Annotated in this window: 21 protein-coding genes and 1 tRNA gene; 13 read left to right on the top strand and 9 right to left on the bottom strand. The window is 50.9% G+C overall.

Annotated features, from left to right (window positions below):
* The 9 genes from AB1690_11390 to AB1690_11350 all read left to right on the top strand — a co-directional run.
* Positions 1–354, top strand: a 354-nt coding sequence (locus AB1690_11390) for a cbb3-type cytochrome c oxidase subunit I (protein MEW6015915.1), incomplete at its 5' end; no start/stop codon positions are given.
* Entirely contained in the window at positions 351–998 is a 648-nt protein-coding gene (locus AB1690_11385) for a cytochrome c oxidase subunit 3 family protein (protein MEW6015914.1), read from the top strand. The genes AB1690_11390 and AB1690_11385, both read left to right, overlap by 4 nt.
* Positions 999–1,002: 4 nt before the next feature.
* Positions 1,003–1,431, top strand: coding sequence for a cytochrome C oxidase subunit IV family protein (locus AB1690_11380; GenBank protein ID MEW6015913.1), 429 nt, complete (start codon positions 1,003–1,005; stop codon positions 1,429–1,431).
* Between the two features lie 79 nt (positions 1,432–1,510).
* Positions 1,511–2,443, top strand: coding sequence for a COX15/CtaA family protein (locus AB1690_11375; protein MEW6015912.1), 933 nt, complete (start codon positions 1,511–1,513; stop codon positions 2,441–2,443).
* Complete coding sequence (locus AB1690_11370; protein MEW6015911.1) at positions 2,440–3,045, top strand: SCO family protein; 606 nt, start codon at positions 2,440–2,442, stop codon at positions 3,043–3,045. The genes AB1690_11375 and AB1690_11370 overlap by 4 nt, the downstream gene beginning before the upstream one ends.
* The gene (locus AB1690_11365; protein MEW6015910.1) at positions 3,042–3,455 is read left to right on the top strand and encodes a DUF420 domain-containing protein; all 414 of its coding nucleotides are present in this window, start codon (positions 3,042–3,044) and stop codon (positions 3,453–3,455) included. Before AB1690_11370 ends, AB1690_11365 begins: the two co-directional genes overlap by 4 nt.
* A gap of 12 nt (positions 3,456–3,467) precedes the next feature.
* The gene (locus tag AB1690_11360) at positions 3,468–3,887 is read left to right on the top strand and encodes a hypothetical protein (GenBank protein MEW6015909.1); all 420 of its coding nucleotides are present in this window, start codon (positions 3,468–3,470) and stop codon (positions 3,885–3,887) included.
* Between the two features lie 217 nt (positions 3,888–4,104).
* Positions 4,105–4,956: a T9SS type A sorting domain-containing protein gene (locus AB1690_11355; GenBank protein ID MEW6015908.1), complete on the top strand. Its 852-nt coding sequence runs from the start codon at positions 4,105–4,107 to the stop codon at positions 4,954–4,956.
* A gap of 66 nt (positions 4,957–5,022) precedes the next feature.
* Positions 5,023–6,714, top strand: a complete 1,692-nt coding sequence (locus tag AB1690_11350; GenBank protein MEW6015907.1) for a serine/threonine-protein kinase — start codon at positions 5,023–5,025, stop codon at positions 6,712–6,714.
* 8 nt (positions 6,715–6,722) lie between these two features.
* Here AB1690_11350 and AB1690_11345 read toward each other — a convergent pair whose 3' ends face one another.
* A complete protein-coding gene (locus tag AB1690_11345; GenBank protein ID MEW6015906.1) occupies positions 6,723–7,358 on the bottom strand; it encodes a MarC family protein in 636 nt (211 codons plus the stop codon).
* 143 nt (positions 7,359–7,501) lie between these two features.
* Here AB1690_11345 and AB1690_11340 point away from each other — a divergent pair, with 143 nt between their 5' ends.
* Entirely contained in the window at positions 7,502–8,470 is a 969-nt protein-coding gene (locus AB1690_11340) for an MBL fold metallo-hydrolase (GenBank protein MEW6015905.1), read from the top strand.
* A 101-nt stretch (positions 8,471–8,571) separates the two neighbouring features.
* On the opposite strand, the gene AB1690_11335 is transcribed toward AB1690_11340, so the two are convergent.
* From AB1690_11335 to AB1690_11305, 7 genes are all read right to left on the bottom strand, one after another.
* Complete coding sequence (locus AB1690_11335; protein MEW6015904.1) at positions 8,572–8,940, bottom strand: hypothetical protein; 369 nt, start codon at positions 8,938–8,940, stop codon at positions 8,572–8,574.
* A gap of 105 nt (positions 8,941–9,045) precedes the next feature.
* The gene (gene panB / locus AB1690_11330; GenBank protein MEW6015903.1) at positions 9,046–9,870 is read right to left on the bottom strand and encodes a 3-methyl-2-oxobutanoate hydroxymethyltransferase; all 825 of its coding nucleotides are present in this window, start codon (positions 9,868–9,870) and stop codon (positions 9,046–9,048) included.
* 21 nt (positions 9,871–9,891) lie between these two features.
* The gene (locus AB1690_11325) at positions 9,892–10,536 is read right to left on the bottom strand and encodes a deoxynucleoside kinase (protein ID MEW6015902.1); all 645 of its coding nucleotides are present in this window, start codon (positions 10,534–10,536) and stop codon (positions 9,892–9,894) included.
* The gene (gene folK / locus AB1690_11320; GenBank protein MEW6015901.1) at positions 10,529–11,038 is read right to left on the bottom strand and encodes a 2-amino-4-hydroxy-6-hydroxymethyldihydropteridine diphosphokinase; all 510 of its coding nucleotides are present in this window, start codon (positions 11,036–11,038) and stop codon (positions 10,529–10,531) included. Before folK ends, AB1690_11325 begins: the two co-directional genes overlap by 8 nt.
* Before the next feature lie 10 nt (positions 11,039–11,048).
* Positions 11,049–11,441: a dihydroneopterin aldolase gene (gene folB / locus AB1690_11315; protein MEW6015900.1), complete on the bottom strand. Its 393-nt coding sequence runs from the start codon at positions 11,439–11,441 to the stop codon at positions 11,049–11,051.
* Positions 11,442–11,452: 11 nt separating this feature from the next.
* Complete coding sequence (locus tag AB1690_11310; protein ID MEW6015899.1) at positions 11,453–12,610, bottom strand: pyridoxal phosphate-dependent aminotransferase; 1,158 nt, start codon at positions 12,608–12,610, stop codon at positions 11,453–11,455.
* Positions 12,607–13,254: a class II aldolase/adducin family protein gene (locus AB1690_11305; protein ID MEW6015898.1), complete on the bottom strand. Its 648-nt coding sequence runs from the start codon at positions 13,252–13,254 to the stop codon at positions 12,607–12,609. The genes AB1690_11310 and AB1690_11305 overlap by 4 nt, the downstream gene beginning before the upstream one ends.
* Before the next feature lie 260 nt (positions 13,255–13,514).
* Here AB1690_11305 and AB1690_11300 point away from each other — a divergent pair, with 260 nt between their 5' ends.
* The 3 genes from AB1690_11300 to AB1690_11290 all read left to right on the top strand — a co-directional run bounded on the left by AB1690_11300 (position 13,515) and on the right by AB1690_11290 (position 16,176).
* Positions 13,515–15,008, top strand: a complete 1,494-nt coding sequence (locus tag AB1690_11300; GenBank protein MEW6015897.1) for a trypsin-like peptidase domain-containing protein — start codon at positions 13,515–13,517, stop codon at positions 15,006–15,008.
* Between the two features lie 80 nt (positions 15,009–15,088).
* Entirely contained in the window at positions 15,089–15,943 is an 855-nt protein-coding gene (locus tag AB1690_11295) for a sigma-70 family RNA polymerase sigma factor (GenBank protein ID MEW6015896.1), read from the top strand.
* A gap of 147 nt (positions 15,944–16,090) precedes the next feature.
* Positions 16,091–16,176, top strand: a tRNA-Leu gene (locus tag AB1690_11290).
* Positions 16,177–16,270: 94 nt separating this feature from the next.
* On the opposite strand, the gene AB1690_11285 is transcribed toward AB1690_11290, so the two are convergent.
* Positions 16,271–17,245, bottom strand: a complete 975-nt coding sequence (locus AB1690_11285; GenBank protein MEW6015895.1) for a CDC27 family protein — start codon at positions 17,243–17,245, stop codon at positions 16,271–16,273.
* Between the last annotated feature and the right edge of the window lie 792 nt (positions 17,246–18,037).

Below are 18,037 nucleotides of genomic sequence, written 5' to 3'. Positions count from 1 at the left end.
GTCCTGGTTTTCATCGGTTTCAATGTGACCTTCTTTACGCAGTTTATCCTTGGCACGAAAGGGATGCCGCGCCGCTATTACAATTACCTCGACCAGTATCAACCGCTGCATGCCTTCTCATCAATCGGTTCCTGGATTCTGGGATTGGGGTTTGTCGTCATGCTGGTCTATCTGGTGCACTCGATTTATCGCGGCAAGCCCGCCGGAAGTAATCCCTGGGGCGCTCTGACTCTGGAATGGACCAACAGTTCGCCGCCGCCTCCGGAAAATTTTGAGGAGACTCCGGTGTTGACTCACGGTCCCTATGATTACGACAAAATCCTGGTGGAAGAGGGGAGCCCGGCAAAAGCATGACCCACGGCAAAGAACATCCGGCTTATCTGGCGCATCATTTCAGCGAAGTCGAACAGCAGCAGGAATCAGCCAAACTGGGAATGTGGATATTCCTTTTGACTGAAGTGCTTCTCTTTGGCGGACTTTTCTGTTTTTATGCCATCTATCGCGCCTGGAATCCTGACATGTTTTATAACGCCCATAAGTTTCTGAATGTCGAGCTGGGAGCGCTTAATACGGTGGTGCTTATTTCAAGCTCCGTGACCATGGCGCTGGCAATAAGAAGCATGCAGCTAAACGACCGAAAGAAAACTATCTGGTTTCTTATTATAACTCTGGCTTGCGCCGCGGTCTTCCTGGTAGTCAAATATTTCGAATACAGCCACAAGTTTCATCTGGGTCAGCTGCCCGGAAAATATTACACTTTTACCGGCGTTCAAGGGAGTAATCCTCATATCTTTTTCAGCGTCTATTTCACCATGACCGGCCTACATGGAATCCACGTGCTTGCCGGGATGGTCGCCATCAGCTGGGTGCTTTATCGCACCTTGAAGAACAATTTCTCGGCTCAGTATTATACCCCGATTGAAATGACCGGCCTTTACTGGCATCTGGTTGACCTGATCTGGATATTTTTATTCCCGCTTCTGTATCTGATTGGATAATGCAATGAGTGAGCATAGCAAAACCCACAGTCATATTTTGCCGCTGAAAATCTATCTTTCGGTGGGAGTGGCGCTATTGGCTCTGACAGCCATTACGGTAGGCGTCTCCTTTATACCGCTGGGCGGATTCAATGTCGTTGTCGCCCTGCTGATTGCCTCTATCAAAGCCCTGCTGGTGGCGCTCTTCTTTATGCATTTGCTGTACGATAAGAAAATCTTTATGATTATTTTCGCCGTGGCAATTCTCTTTCTGGCGCTCTTCATAACCTTTACCATGTTCGATACTATGCGGCGTGGCGATATTGACGTCATGCAGGAAGCGCCGATTGAAAAGAATGCGATTATCTATAAGGAAAAAGGGAGCGACAGCGCGGCGGCGCCGTCAATGACAATGCCGGACTCGTCCGGGACATCGGCGCCGGAGGGTCATTAGGAATATAGAATTCAGTAAATGTGAGGCAGATACTGGACCATGAGTCGCAAACGGTCTGAAATCGGGGGGAACCAGTTTTATGAATAAGTTTCTGAAATTCGCCTTTATCTCCACTCTGGCTACTTACTTTGTGATATTCCTTGGCGGCCTGGTGCGCGTCTCTGGAGCCGGCTTGGGATGTCCCGATTGGCCCAGGTGTTTTGGCCGCTGGTTTCCGCCGACCAGCGTCAATCAACTCCCGCCCGATATCGACCCCAGCCTTTTTAATTTCACTCTCGCCTGGATTGAATATGTCAACCGTCTCGGCGGTGTCGCGCTGGGGATTCTGATTTTTATTCTGGCGATTCTGGCGTTGACTAAAGTCCGTCAATATCCCCGACTCCTCTACCCGACTCTGGCGTCCCTGCTTCTGGTCGCCTTTCAGGGATGGCAGGGAGGGCAGGTGGTGGCATCAGAATTAGAGCCGCTTTTTGTCTCGGTTCATATGGGGATTGCCTTTATCATTGTCAGTCTTCTAATCTATGTCACCCAGCAGGCATATTATATTGTCAAGCCGGATGAAGAGAAGAATGCCGTCTATCCCGGCAAGACCGACCGCTGGATACTGCTGCTCTGGATACTGACCTTTATTCAGATTGTGATGGGCACTGAAATTCGCTCTTCTGTGGAGATACTTCAGAAAGAGTTTCCCCTGCTGTCGGAATCGGAGTATCTTGGAAGAGTCGGAATAGTGAGTCATCTACATACATTTCTGGGCATAGTGATTGCGATTGGCGCCTGGCAGACCGCCGGAAAGATTTTGCGCACCGCCAAGAATCCCTCTCCCCTGGTAAGACAGTCCAGCTGGGGCTTGATGGCACTGGTCGCGCTGCAGGTGCTGGTGGGGGCGCTTCTTATGATTATCGGGCTTCCCGAAGTGATGCAGGTCTTTCATCTCTGGCTGGCCAGTTTGCTGGTCGGCACTTTGCTAATTCTGTTCTCGGCTCTGAAGCAGTACGGGAGGAAAATATGACTCAATCGAATAAAACTCTGCGCAACCTGATTCTGTCTGTGGCTGCTTTCTTTGTCTTGGCGGCGGTGGCGATGTTTGTTATTGACCAGGCGCGCAAATCGCGCGAACAGATTCCGGTGCTGGGACAGCTTCCGGAGTTCCAATTCACCGAGCAAAGCGGCGCGCCCTTTGGCTTGCAGGATATGAAGGGAAAACTAAACGTCGTTGATTTTATCTTCACCCATTGCAAAGGTCCCTGTCCTATCATGGCAAGCAAGATGTCTTCTCTGTACAAGGCGTTTGAGGGGAGCAATAAGGTGCAATTGATATCGATATCGGTTGACCCGGAGCGCGACAGCCTGCCGGTCTTGCGCGAATATGCCGAGCGACAGGGAGTGACCGACAACCGCTGGGTCTTTCTTCGGGCGCCGATTGAACAGGTGGTTGACCTTTCCGAGAATGGTTTTATGCTTGCCGCTGAGGACCTTCCCGGCAATCATACCACCAAATTTGTTCTGGTCGATGAGCGGGGGCAGATTCGCGGTTATTTTGACGGCTTAAGCGACGCCAGTATCAATATTCTGAAAGGGCAGATCAGTCAACTGGCGCGGGAACTTCCGTGAGCACAAGCGACCTGCCTCACCTGAATGCGCTTCTGAATGCTGTCAGCGCCATACTGCTCATTTCCGGATATATTAGCATTAAGAAAAACTACCCCGAGCGACACAAAAGATTTATGGTGGCGGCGCTGGTCGCCTCGCTGCTTTTTCTGATTTCCTATCTCATCTATCACAATGCGGTCGGCTCGGTGCCGTATCCGTATCACGACTGGACCCGTCCGCTCTACTTTGCCATTCTGATACCTCATATCATTCTGGCGGCGCTAATGGTCCCTTTTATAATTGCCGCCGTCTATTACGCCTTCCGTGAAAAATTCGACCGCCATCGGCGGCTGGTAAAATGGGTCTGGCCGGTCTGGATGTTTGTCTCTCTGTCCGGAATTGCCGTATATCTAATGTTATATCAATTATAATGAAAGCTTGCCATGCCCTGCTCTGATTACACGGAACTTCTCAAGGTTGTCCTCGATAATGACGACCGCCTGGTTCGCTTCGGCCTCAAGAAGCAGAGTTGCGGTCAGACTATCGGCGGCGCCCTGCTGCTTCCTTATGTGCAAAACATTCCGGCGAGCCGTCTGTTGGAAAGCCGCATACGTGAGTTAGTTCCGGACTTTGACGGCCGCGACATCCAGGAGCAGTTTCTTCTTCTCAAGCAGTTTTACTCTATCCGCTCTGCCCTCTCGGTCTTCCGCGGCGACAACTCCGGCGGCAGGGATGAAGCCTTTGTGCTGGAAAAAGTCGAATATGATGCCGACAGCGCCTCGATTTTCGGCATCGTTCGCGTTGAGATGGTGGCTAAAGATATGGAAGCCTGCGAAGGTTGCGGCTGCTCCATAAAGCCCTGAACAAAGATATTTTTTTGCCCCGGGGCACTGCCTTTTTTTCTCTTTCCGCTGTTTGATTCTTGCACAGCCCGACTTTCCTGCCGATTACCCGATTTATCCACTGTTACGGCATCATCTTTGCGCATTACCTGACTGGAATTCAGTTAACCTGTTAGGTATATTGAGAAAAGAACTTAAGCTAACAAGGAAAGCGAGTGCTTTGGAAAGGATAAAAGATATGAGAAAACTGTCAACGGTTTTCACAGTTATGATACTGATTTGCATCTTCAGTATCGGCAAGGCGGCGACCCCGCCGGAGTTTACCGGAATGGTTTCCGTGGAGAGTAAAACGGTCAAGCCGGGCGACTCATTTACATTAAGAGTCTGGTTGACCAATAATAACTACCCGACGACCGCTTTGAGAATCCCTCTCCGCTTTTCCAGCAGTTACCTTACCTGCAACTATGTCGATTTTGGCGGTTCCCTCAAACAGAGCAATATGGAGGGGTACTATATCATAAACGGAACATCTCTGGAGTTTTCCTACATACCGGATGTCGTCTATCCGCTTCCCTTCTTTGCCAATGACTCCGGGCTGCTTGCCACACTTTATCTGACTGCCTCGGCCTCTGCCCCCGATATCTCGGTTATTGTCGATTCCGTCAATCGCGATTCTACCTTCGAAGTCGGCGGGCAGATTTACCATATCTGGAGACGAGTCGAATTCTCTGACACCGATGGCACCACCCTTCTACCCGACTTTACAGCCGGCACAGTCGAAATCCGCCATTCCACCGATATCGCTCTGGAGGAAGGGATGTTGCCGACCAGTCTTGCGCTGGCGCAGAACTACCCCAATCCTTTCAATCCGGTAACCTCGATTTCATTTTCCCTGCCGACTCGCTCGCATGTTCGGATTGAGGTCTTCAATCTCCTGGGTCAGAAAGTAACGATGCTTGCAGATGGTGAGTTTCCCTCCGGAGAGCATAAAGTGGAATGGAATGCTGATAAGGCGCCGAGCGGAATCTACTTTTACCGGATGACTGCCGACGGGAAATCGCTGACCCGCAAGATGCTTCTTATGAAATAAATTTCCCCACCTATCTGCCGATTATATATGAGGATAGCCCATTTAGGGGCCATCCTCATATATTTTATGATACAAGACGCTGTTAAGACCGAATCCCCGCCGGAACTCAAAGACTATGAAATTCTGGAGAAAATCGGACAGGGGGGAATAGCCGAGATTTTCAAAGCGCGCCAGAAATCGCTCAGTCGCTTGGTAGCCATTAAAGTCCTTTTCCCCCACTATATCGCCGACCCCGACATCGTCCGCCGCTTCGAACGGGAGTCGGTTACTATCGCCGCTTTAAATCACCCCAACATCGTCCATATAATCGACAAAGGGCTGGCGGAGGGACGATATTACTTCGTGATGGAGTATGTTGACGGCCGCTCATTCAAAGAAATTATCCATTCCAGCGAGTTCACCCTCAGGGACAAACTGGAGATTATCATCATGATTCTCAAAGGGCTCGATTATGCCCATAAGAATGGCGTGATTCACCGCGATATTAAACCAGCCAATATCCTTATTGACCGCAACGGCAACGCCCTTCTGGCTGATTTTGGTATTGCCCTGATTTCCAATAAAGAAGAGCATGAAAATACGAACTCCGACATTGTTATGGGAACCCTGGCATATATGTCGCCGGAGCAGCGGGAATCGTCCGCCAATGTCGACCTGACCACCGATATCTTTTCCATCGGGATCATCATTTATGAAATTCTGACCGGTCATAGACCGATGGGGCGATTCCGGATGCCGTCCGAGGTCGATTCCAAGATATCCAAGCGCTATGATGATATTATCTCCCGCTGCCTTGCCGAGGACCCGCGCGACCGGTTTCAAACGGCGGTGGAATTGAAAGATGAACTTCTGAATCTGATATCAGGCCGCGCCCGCAGCGCCGCCTTCCCCAAGGCGGAATTTGCCGGTCTTGATTCCTTCATTGGTAAATGTCAATTTCTCGACACCATCCGCGAAACCAAATATGCCTCGACCTTGCTGGTGGAGAACCGCGAAAGCCAGGAATTGGTGGTTATCAAGAAGAATGAGAAGTCCAATGCCGGTCTCAAAGAGGCGAAACTTTTAAGCCATCTCAAACACAAGAATGTAATAAACATTTATGGGGCCGGCGGTGACAACCGGAAACTGGTGGTGGTTATGGAGTACGCTCCGGGCGGCTCCCTGGCGGATCGGATGATTAAGCCGTATCCGTACGAAAAAGCGATGGCCATCGCCGCCGAGGTTGCCGAAGGGCTTGATTTCGCCCACAAGAACAACATTATTCATGGCGACCTGCGACCGTCCAATATACTTTTCACCCGCGATGAAAAAATCAAACTGACCGATTTCGGGATGCCGCCACATTACAATATGATGGAGAAAAACTGGTATGCTCCGCCCGAGCGCCGGTTGAGCAAACAGGCCGACATCTATGCTCTCGGCGTCATCCTGCATCAACTGATGTTCGGCAAGAATCCGATTCATGACCGGGCCGGACGGCTCTTCCTGGGAGCGCTTCAGAAAAGCATTCCGACCAAAGTCTATGATATCCTCTCGAAAATGCTGGCTATCCGAACCACCCTGCGCTATCGCGGAGTAGAGGAATTCTTATATGATTGGGAAGAATTTCGCCACAGCCTCACTCAGATGGAAAAGCCGCTCGCTAAAGAAGATTCTAACAAGAGCATCACGGGCCGTTGGCGCCTGCCGAAATTCACCTACTCTATCGCCGGCGCCATGATCATACTCGGCGCGCTTCTCTATATCTTCCTCAAATAATCAGACGTTTAATTTCCCCAGCCGGGGAAAATCTGAAGTAATCCTGAAGTAATAAACTCAATTGAGATAGCGGTCAGAATCAATCCCATCACTCGACTGACAATATTTATGCCGGTCTGCCCGAAAACGCGGCTGAGCCGGATTGAGAACAGAAGTGTGAGATAAATCAGCAATGCGGCGAAGATACTGCTTCCGATGAGAATTCCGCGGTGTCCCCAGCCGGGGGCATCCTGAGCGTAGATAATCATCATACTTATCGCGCCCGGTCCCGCCAAAAGGGGGAGCGCCAATGGCACCACGGCAATGCTTTCTTTGTTTTCCGCCTCCCGGTCCTCTTCCGGCGTATGTTTACTGGAACTCTGGCGGGCATGCATCATGGCGATGCCGAGAAAGAGCAGAAGAATTCCGCCCGCGACCCGGAACGACGCCATACTGATGCCGAAAAAGTGCAGAATACGGTCGCCGAGCAGACAGGAGACTATCAGAATAATAGCCATCGCCAGTGATGCCACCCAGGCGATACGTCGTCGGTCGCTGTCGCTGTGATTTGAGGTCAACCCCAGGAAGAGCGGGATGGCGCCGAGAGGGTCAACTATGACCATCACCGCGATGAAGATTTTTACATACTCATTCCATTGAAGCACAGAGAAAATATCGCAGTTTTATATTGCTGGTCAAGGAGGAATATGCAATTGATATAGGTTGTAACGGCTAAATTGAGCAAATTTATATCGCTGCTCAGTGTATTGTATCCAACTCGGCACTGCAATCTAGCGTATTTCAGTAAATGCAAATAGTTCGCACAGTACTGAGTATCTTGGTGTTTGCTGGGATCTGCATCACATTTCCAGAGATTTCGGACGCGCAAGAAATGAATATCACTCTTCTCGGCACGGGGTGCCCGCCACCGGTGATGAATCGATTTGGTCCCTGTATACTCATTGAGGCAGGTGGACACATGCTCCTTTTTGATGCCGGTCGAGGTGCAATGCAGAGGCTACATCAAGTCGGTGTTCACTGGAAAGAAATCTCGGGTGTATTTCTAACTCACTTTCACTCTGATCATGTGGTAGGCTTTCCGGATCTGTGGCTGACCGGTTGGTTATTCTATCCCGGACGGGATAGAGCAGTTCAAGTTTGGGGCCCGGTCGGTACCAAAAATATGATGGACCATCTAAGCCAGGCATTTGCAGAGGACTTGCGAATCCGTGTGAAAGACGACAAACTAAACCCAGAAGGAGCGGTGATAGTATCGGAAGAGGTTATAGATGGAATGGTAATTGAGTTGAATGGGGTTGAAGTAACTGCCTTTGAGGTCGATCACGGTAGCGTTAGACCGGCCTTTGGTTATCGCATCGACTACGAAGGACACTCGGTTGTGCTTTCCGGAGACACCAGACCTTGCGAGAATTTAATTAAATATGCTGCCGGGGTGGACATCTTGATTCATGAGGTTGCTTCGGTTAGCTCTCTTGAACGAGCCGGATACTCTCAGGAACGAATTGGGACTATTCTTGGCCATCACACCTCGCCTGAGCAGGCCGGAGAGATATTTGAACGAACCCGACCTAAGCTGGCAATATATTCACACATCGTGCGGCCCGACGCTTCCGAGGCTGAGATATTTAAGGCTACTCGTAAGCGATATACGGGACCAGTCGAAGTGGGTGAAGACTTGATGAAGATTTCAATTGGAGACACAATAGTTCTGAGCAGGCCAGGGACAACAGAAGCCGATGAATTCCCGAGCAGGTGACCCAGTTGAATAGATCAAATTCCCTTATTGGTGCTGATATTTTACCGCGCCGTCAGTCCGCAATGGCGGGTCCCCTGATGGAATCAGACCTGCCAATCTGTCTACATCATCCGGCTCTGGCCGAAGCCGAGGACTTTGTGACAGTTGGGGCAAAAATAAACCGAATCTCTGGTGTTGATAAAACCCCATCCCTTGGAACGAATATAAAACTCCGTCAGTTGAATCTCGCAGTACGGGCAGACCGGCGCAATATCTTCCTTCTCGGTTATCTTCAACTCCCATTTCTTGCCAAAAGAAGATTTGATGTTAGGAACTTTGTTCTTAATTGTTGCCGCTTTGCCGGTCTCCACGGCCGTCTCCGGAATAACCACCAGCGCCCCGCAGAAAGGACAAGCCATCGTTTCTCCCCGACTGAGAAAGCCGCTTACAATTTCACTCTTGCACTTATGGCATTTGAAAGATAACGACATAGTCCACTCCTGTAGAATTGGCTAACTTGATTTTCAGATCTAGTGTGACAGGTTTATCAAGGCTCACGGGCGATGTTCGGTCTTCTTCTGCTTACAGAAAACGATTTATTCCTTCTTAAAGAAAGACTCGTCCTCGCCGGGATATCTTCCCGAGCGGACATCGCTGATAAAATCTGCTGCCGCCTTTTCGATAAGCGGCGGCAGGTCGGCATATTTGCGGACAAATTTCGGGGTGTAGATATCGTACAGACCGAGAATATCGTTAATCACCAGCACCTGGCCATCGCACTCTTTGCCGGAACCGATACCAATCGTGGGAATATCGACAGCGGCGGTAATCTCGGCGGCGACATCAGCCTGAATCAATTCCAGTACTATAGAAAAAGCACCGGCTTCCTCGAGCGCTTCGGCCGAATCAATCAGATATTGCCGCGATAATTCCTTTCGTCCCTGCACCCGGGCGCCGCCAAAACGATGAATCGACTGAGGGGTCATCCCGATATGCCCCATCACCGGTATTCCGCACTCGACAATCCGCCTGACTGTAGCGGCCATCTCGACTCCCCCTTCCAGTTTCACCGCTTCGGCGAAGGACTCGCGGATTAATCTTCCGGCATTGATGATGGCGGTTTCCAGTGACGGCTGGTACGACATGAACGGCATATCGGCAATAACCAGCGCGAATTCGGTCGCCCGCGCGACGGCGCGAGTGTGCGCCAGCATTATCTCCATCGTCACCGGATGAGTGCTCTTCTCGCCATAAAGCGCCATGCCGACTGAATCGCCGACCAGAAGGGAATCAACCCCGGCGCGGTCAAGCGTCTTTGCCGTGAAAAAATCATAGGCGGTCAGGACCGCCAGTTTCTCGCCTCTCGTCTTCTTCTCCCGAAAGCGGGTGACGGTCATCTTTTTACGTTCCGAGGTACCCATATTATCATCCGATTTTATTGGTCAAAGGTTGCTTCCCGCCGGGACATAATATCTCTTCCCCGACGCCGGTTTCATTATCACCTGCACCAGATTTTCAAAATCGTTGGGATTGCTGACAAAGTCGATATCATCCGTTTTGACCACCAGCAGGGGGGAATCTTCATAATGAAAGAAGAAATAATTGAAAGACTCATTCAATTGCTTGAGATACTCCTCGCTGATTCCTTTCTCAAACGAGATAGCCCGCTTCTTGATTCGCTGCAGCAACACCGGGGTAGAAGTCTGCAGGTAGATTGTCAAGTCCGGCTTGGGAATATTAGCGGTCAGAAGCGGCAGGATTTTTTCGTACAATGTCAACTCTTTGCCGTTGAGATTGACCGTGGCAAAAATAGGGTCGCGGGCAAAGGAGTAGTCGGCGACAATCCGCTCGGCAAAAAGGTCGCGCACCAGAAGTGTCTGCTGCTGCTGGTAACGGGTCAAGAGAAAATAGAGCTGGGCTGAAAAAGCGTGCCGCTTCGGATTCTTGTAGAAATCGACCAAAAAGGGGTTGTTCATGGCGTCATCAAGAAGAAGCTGCGCTTTGAGCTTTTCGGCAAGCATTCGGGCGAGAGTGGTTTTGCCGGCGCCGATGACCCCTTCTATGGCGATATATTGCGGCTCAGGCATGGCGAGTCGGCGTTTCTTTGTACATCAGGATTTTCTTCCTGTCTTTTTCCTTCAGATAGACCGCGAGCGGCTCGCGGCTTACCGGATGAATCAAGGTCGGCTCCAATTGAAGAAGCGGAATCAGAATGAAAGGACGCTCTGTAAGATGACGATGGGGGATAGATAGACGTTCCGTTTCCACAACTTCTTCGCCGAATAAGAGAATATCGATATCAATGGAGCGCGGCAGCATTTCCCCTTTGCCGGTGCGGCCCAGTTTCTTTTCTATAAGCTCCAGGGCGTTGAGCAGCTCCTGTGGACGATACTGATATTCCCCTTTAACCACCATATTCAAAAACTCCGGCGCCGATTTATCCATGGCAGCCGCTTCGCTTATATAGATGGAAGAGGCGGTCACGAAATCAAACCCCTCGATACTCTCGACGGCGGCGACGGCATGATTGAGGTTGGCTTCACGGTCTCCGAGATTGGAACCGAATGATAAATAGACAAAGCTGGACATCTGTGACCTCTTATTCCTGGCTGTCGGCGATAATCTTCGATGTGTCCGACTGCTGGCGGGCGACTTCAATTTCGATATGACTGATGGTTCCCGGAATCGGGGGGACAATCTTGCGCACCCGGACGGTGACCTTAAATACGGGGAACTCCTTCAGGATTTCATTAGCTAGGCTGACCGCCAGCGACTCCACCAGTGAGAACGCTTTCCCTTCGACAATCTCGCGCACCTTCTGATAAACCGCGGCATAGTCCACCGTGTCGGTCAGGGAGTCAGACTGTCCGGGCGATGCCAGGTCGGCTTCGAGTTCACAGTCAACCTCGAATCGCCGACCGGTCTCTTTCTCGGCGGCGGTGACCCCGTGGTATCCGTAAAAGACCATATTGTTGAGTCTGATAACATCCATAGCAATATCCCTTACTCTTTTTGCAGGAAACGTCGGCCCAATTGTTCCTCAGCGCTGCGATACTCCTCGGCAGATGCGGTCAAAGAGAGCCGCAGATAGCCATCGGCGGCATCGCCGAACGCGGTGCCGGGGAGAGTCAGAATACCCCTGCGGCGGAGAAGAGCGGTGGCGAAAGCGGAGGAGGATTTCCGCCCCGGAATTTTAGTCCAGAGGAAGGGAGCCGAATCATGCCCCAGCGGTTTCCAGTCATACTTTTCGACCATCTGCTTGGCCGCCTGGCGCGATTGTTCAATCCGTTTGCGGACGTTTTTCAACTCGGGGGAGGGATATTGTTCGATAGCCTTCAGGGCGGCCCTAATCCATCCCGCCGGCACATACTGTCCGGTCAGCCTTCCCGTCGATTCGAGTGCCGCGATTGTCTCGGGCGGACCGACCGCGAACCCAAACGGTATATGCGGTAGCCCGAACGTCAGCGGCACAGAGAAAATTTCCAGCGATACCCGGTCGCCTCCCGGAAGCGAAAAGATTGGCAGAAATTTCTCTTCGGCTAAAGAGCAGTAGGCGGCATCATTGACCAGCAGGATATTGTCGCGCGAGGCGTAACGAATCAACTCGCCGAGGTCGGATTCATCGAGCACCGCGCCAAGCGGATTGTGGGGAGAATTGAGCATCAAAACCTTGGCGGACTTGCCGACATTGGCGGAAAATTTCTTGAGCGACGGCTTAAAGTTGGTCTTTTCCGAAATCTGATAGCTCAATGGCATTCCACCGGCAAGGATGATTTCGCGGCGGTAAGCGGGAAGTCCCGGCTCGGGACAGAGCACCAGGTCGCCATATTCGATAAAGGCGAGAGCGAAATCAAGCAGGATGCGCCGAATGCCGTGACCGATAAAAATTTGCTTGCGGGGGTTGATTCTAAGAGAATATTCCTCCTGCAACCAGGAAGACAGGGCTTCCTTCAACGTCAGCAACTCTTTGGCGCCGGCGATTTCTGAAGACCCCGGACCATCCGCAGGCCATTTCTCAACAGGCCAGTGAAAGTGCCCCAGGTCTATCAAGGGGAATCGACGCGCCGTCGATTGTAACGTCTGACGGGGAAAGTGCTCTTCCAAATCGAAAGGGAGATGATAAAGGCGGTCGGCTTTATCGAGGATGACCTTTTTAATCATTTGGTTTGTGTCCCAAGAGACTCTCTCAATTTTTCCAGACGGCGCACTTCATCCAGGTCAAGAAAATTGAGTTTGCCGCTCTGCTCGGCAATATAGATAATTTTGGCGTAATGTTCAACCGTTTCCATCCGGTAGAAAGCCTCAAAGAGGTTTCGTCCCAGGGTGAGAACGCCATGATTAGTCAGTATAAAGCCATCATGCTCTTTCAGATACTTCTCCAGAGCGCGCGGAACCGCCGCGGTGCCGGGAGGAGCATATTCGACCAGCGGAATCTGTCCCAGAGTAAGGATAACCTCAGGAAGGATATTGGGAGGCAGAATTTTTTCCACCACGGAGAAAGCGGTGGCGTAAGGCGGATGAGCATGGCAACAGGCATGAACATTCTCGCGACCGTTATAGACCGCCAGATGCATTTTCATTTCAGAGGAAGGTTTGCGGTCGCCACTGAGAGTATTCCCGCCGTAATCCACGATGACAACATCCTCCGGATCCAAAAAACCTTTGGAAATACCTGTAGCCGTGATAAGGATTTCACGGGAGTTGAGGCGTACCGAAAGATTGCCGTCAACCCCGGCGATAAATCCTTTGTCGTAGAGACGTCGCCCAATCTCTATAATCTGCTTAATCTCATTAGTATAAGGCATAAGAGAATCAATAATCTATGCTTAATGCGAGTCAATGTCAATCATATAGCGAACCATCAACTAAGCGCAGAGGACGATTTGGCTGAATCTGTTGCTGTGCAAGGAATTGCGTCTTTTAGCGGGAAATTATGAAAAAGAAACTTACTGCAAATATTTAAGTATAAAGAACAGTAGATAACGTCTTAAGGAGTCAACATATCTGTTGACAAAATTAATTATGGTTCGTATAATTATTGGCTAAATTGTTTGGAGGATTTGAATTGAAAGGGAGGTCTTTTTTCCCTATTGGGGCAGGTGGGCGCTATTTCTCAGTGGGGCTGATTGCTCTCGGCTTCACTGTCTTGGGTTTTATACTGGCTTCAAATCTCGATTTCGCTCAGAAATCGGTCGCCACTATTCCGCAGGCGGAGTACCCGACAGTCAAGAATTCGAGTGGAGAGTCTGTTTCTCCTTTTGTGGCGGTGGTGGAGCAGAAAAGCAATGCGGTGGTCAATATATCCGTGGAGCAGGAGGCGCAGCCGCGATACTATGACGATTTCTTCTGGCGCTTTTTTCAGGTGCCCAATGAGCCCTCCGTCTCTTTTGGTTCCGGGTTTTTCTTCAGACCGGACGGTTATATCCTGACCAATAATCATGTAGTGCGCAACGCCAAGCGGGTGGTGGTCAGAACGGCGACGGGGTACCAATATGATGCCCAGGTGGTCGGAGCCGACCAGGAAACCGACCTGGCAGTGTTGAAGGTAGAACCGGAGGAGAGTATCGTTTATATTCCGTTTGGCAACTCCGACGAGATTAAAGTCGGTGACTGGTCCATTGCCATCGGCAATCCTTTTCCGCAGCAGGGGCTGGACCGAACGGTTACGGTAGGCGTGATTTCCGCCAAAGGTCGCAGTAATTTAAGATTCGGCAGCGAATCGCCGCGATATCAAGATTATATTCAAACCGATGCTTCGATCAATCCCGGCAATTCCGGAGGACCGTTACTTAATCTGAAGGGGGAAGCAATTGGAGTGAACGCCGCTATCTCCAGCCCCTCAGGCGGCTCGGTCGGAATCGGTTTTGCGATACCGATTAATATCGCCCGGGCGATTGTGCCGGACCTGATTGCCAGCGGACGAGTCTCTCGCGGGTGGCTCGGTATCTGGCTTTCGGCAGTGACCCAGGCGCAAGCCAAAAGATATGGAATGGATGCCGTCCGCGGGGTTCATGTTGATTCGGTCTTTCGCGATTCCCCGGCTGACCATGCCGGCATCAGGCGGAACGACATTCTCATAAAATTCAATGACCATGATGTCAATGACCCTGGGCAGCTATCGGTCTTGATTGCCACCGCCCCGCGCAATCAGGATGCCCAGATTACCCTGTTAAGGGGGGGCAAAAGAATGAGCGTGACCGCCCGCATCGTTGACCGAGAGCAGTACCAGCTGGCAAATGCCCCGCAGTTTGCGCCGACCGGAGAGAGATTATCCTGGTTGGGGATGGAACTTTTGGATTTTACGGAACAGATTGCGACTGAAAAAGGTTTTGGGGATTATTTCCCGGGCGTTTATATCGACCGGGTGGCGCGCGGCTCTCAGGCTGACCGGGCCGGTATCCAGCCTGGTTCTATAATTACACAGGTGGACCGGAATGATATCGGCAACCTGCGCGAGTTGCGAGCCATAGCGGAGCGGCTGCGGGGAAGTCGCACCGCCATTCCGATTCTTCTGGTTGACCCCAGAGGGACGATTGAGTATAAGGCCGTAAGGCCATAAAACCGGGTGTGACGCCTCTCCTCTCAAGTGGGAATAGGACAACCCGTATTACCGTATAGGAAAAGGAGTTAAAATTCATCGTGGCTAAACAGTCGTTAAAGTACCGCGACGAAGACAGGTCGCTGGACCTGTATCTCCGAGAAATTGGGGAGACTCCCCTTATCCCGCCGGAAGAAGAAGTGCGGTTGGCAAAGAAAATAAGGCAGGGCGACAAGAATGCCTTGGAATCATTAACCAAAGCCAATCTGCGATTTGTTGTTTCGGTGGCAAAGCAATATCAGAATCAGGGTCTCTCGCTGGCTGACCTTATAAACGAGGGGAATATAGGTCTGATAAAAGCGGCGAAACGGTTTGATGAGACCCGTGGATTCAAATTTATCAGTTACGCTGTCTGGTGGATTCGTCAGGCAATCCTGCAGGCTTTGGCGGAGCAGAGCCGTATTGTGCGACTTCCGTTAAACCGCGTCGGAACGTTGCATAAGATTGGCAAAGTCTCCAGTTCGCTGGAGCAGGACCTGGGGCGGGAGCCCTCGCCGGATGAAATCGCCCGCGAGCTGGACCTCTCCGAGATGGAGGTTTCCGATACCCTCAAGATTTCCAACTCTCATCTTTCGCTGGATGCCCCTTTTTCGGTCAGTGAAGACAATTCGCTGATTGATATACTGGAGGATGAGTTCCAGCCGGCGCCGGATGAGGAACTACTGAGTCAGTCTTTGAAGCTGGAGATTGAAAAGGCTCTGGATACGCTGACGCCCCGTGAGGCGGAAGTAATCAGCCTCTATTTTGGTCTCAATCATGAGAAGGCTCTTACTTTGGAGGAAATCGGAGCGCGTTTTTCGCTCACTCGGGAGCGGGTGCGCCAGATTAAGGAGAAGGCTATCCGCCGTCTTCGACACGCTTCCCGCAGCCGTTCGCTGCGAGCGTATCTGAATTAAAATCTGAAATCGATGAGTGAGCCCCGCCTTGGCGGGGCTTTTTTTGTCTGCCAGTCTCTGTAACCGACTGAATCAGTAACAGAGATTCACAATTTGCCCAAAAAACCAGTTGCCCTCCGGGGGACGTAATGATATCTTAATCACCTTGCCGAAGTGGTGAAATTGGCAGACACGCTGTGTTCAGGGCGCAGTGCCCACAAGGCGTGGGGGTTCAAATCCCCCCTTCGGCACCAAAATCATAACCCGCCGAAATGATTTCGGCGGGTTTTTTGCCTCAATGTTTCCGCATCATGCGCGATTCCTCTTTTGACAAATCAGCGTCGCGACTCAGGTCACCTCAGATGTGTCCGCCTCATTGTCGTCGGTCTCGACTAAGGCATCGTAGAATTCCACCAGGTACCCCTGCGCTGCGGTGTCATCCGGCTCAAGCCACAGAGCCTGCCAAAGCATTCGCAGAGCCTCTTCATACTGCTCGACCATTCCCAGCACGACTCCCAGACTGCGGAAACCCTCATGCCGGTTAGGATGAGCAATCGTAATCCTGCGGAAAACCTGCTGCGCTTCTTCGAGCCTGTTCAGCTGCACCAGAGAATTCCCATATACAAAAGCGTTCCTGAAGTCCCCCGGATTGCAATTGAATCCCTGTCTGGCATATTCAGCCGCAGACTTGTAATCTTCGAGGTCGAATGCGCAGTCTGCCATTACCGCATAGCAGGAGAAACGGGATTCCTGATCCGGAGCCAACTTCAGAGCCTTGGCAGCAAAAACCAGCGCTTCGGAACGGCGGCAGGTGGATAAATAGAGATTAGCCAGGTCGGCATAAAGCGCAAAGTCGGCGTAACCGCGGTTAATACCGAGACAGTAAATCCCGATCGCTGCTTCACAAAGTCCGTCAGCCGCCAGGGCTCCGCCCAGTATCTGATAAACATTGCGGCTATTTATACTGTCAACCCGGCTTTCGAGCATAATTTCTACGGCGGTGTTGAATTCCCCTCTCTCGGCAGCGATAGTTGCCATAACATAGCGCGCGGCAAGCAACTGGGGTCGCTCAGCCGCGGCCCTATGGAGATAGTGCTCGGCTTCAGTCAGATACCCCCGTTCGTAATAAAGCCTGCCTAGAATGGTCAGTGAGTATTCTTCGCCCGTAAGCGGAAGCGGGCACTGGCTGTCGCCTGCCGCCGACAACGCCTGGGGCGCACCCTTCTGCTTTCTTACGGACAGCCGGGTTTGCAGACGCTGCCAGAGATTCATAATGGCTGAGCGCAGCGCCGGAAGCACTCTTATTTCTCTAAAATTATTCATTGTAACTATCCCTGCCCTGTTATGCCGGGGACATTCTATTCGTTCGATATCTCCTCTTCGTAATATGGGACAGGAGGGAGCCCCCCGACCCTCCGGTCGTATTACTCCATAAACGTCAAAGCGCCGGTCTGCTCGAAAAAGTAACGCCTTCTCGGGCAAACCGAATATCTGTTTCTTAATCTTGTGGGATGATTGAAATTGAAGAGGGGAAGATAACTACGAATGGTCGGGCATTCAGCCGCAACCGCCGGACGAAATTCTTATTCCGAATACTTCAACTTCAACCATCAGTTGTTTGATACAAGTCTTGAATAAAAGACTTAATCATACAACCGTCTCCATTGTTGCCGACGGAGTATCCGCCGCAACAGCCTTAGATTGGTTTTTCGATAAGACATCTCTCACTCACTTTCAAATAGAACAACGTCAGGTAAACCTGCGCTGGACAGTTTAAATCTTAAATGGATAAAACGGTGTACGATATTATCGGCAGGATTGAGCGATGTCAAGCAGAAAATAAGCATCTACGAAAGAATTTTGTGCCGTCAAGATGAAGGATATGATGTATCGTCTAAAAGGAGTCGGGTACAGATGATGCAGACGGGTTTAAGCAGAGGTTGCGTAATCTCTACCAGTCGGTAGAGATTATCACAGAATCATTCTATACAAGTTCTTGTAGCGCAAAGGAGTGATATTATGTACCTTATTCCGATACAATTGTAGAATAATGGAGAGAAAAATAGTTGTTCGACCGGATAATGCTTGACAAACAGGACAAATTTTGTTACTTTT

Source organism: Candidatus Zixiibacteriota bacterium (genome assembly GCA_040753495.1).
In the GTDB taxonomy this organism is placed as follows: Bacteria; Zixibacteria; MSB-5A5; order GN15; family PGXB01; genus DYGG01.
The sequence above is the reverse complement of the archived record's forward strand: the minus strand, read 5'-3'. Positions and strand labels throughout refer to the sequence as shown.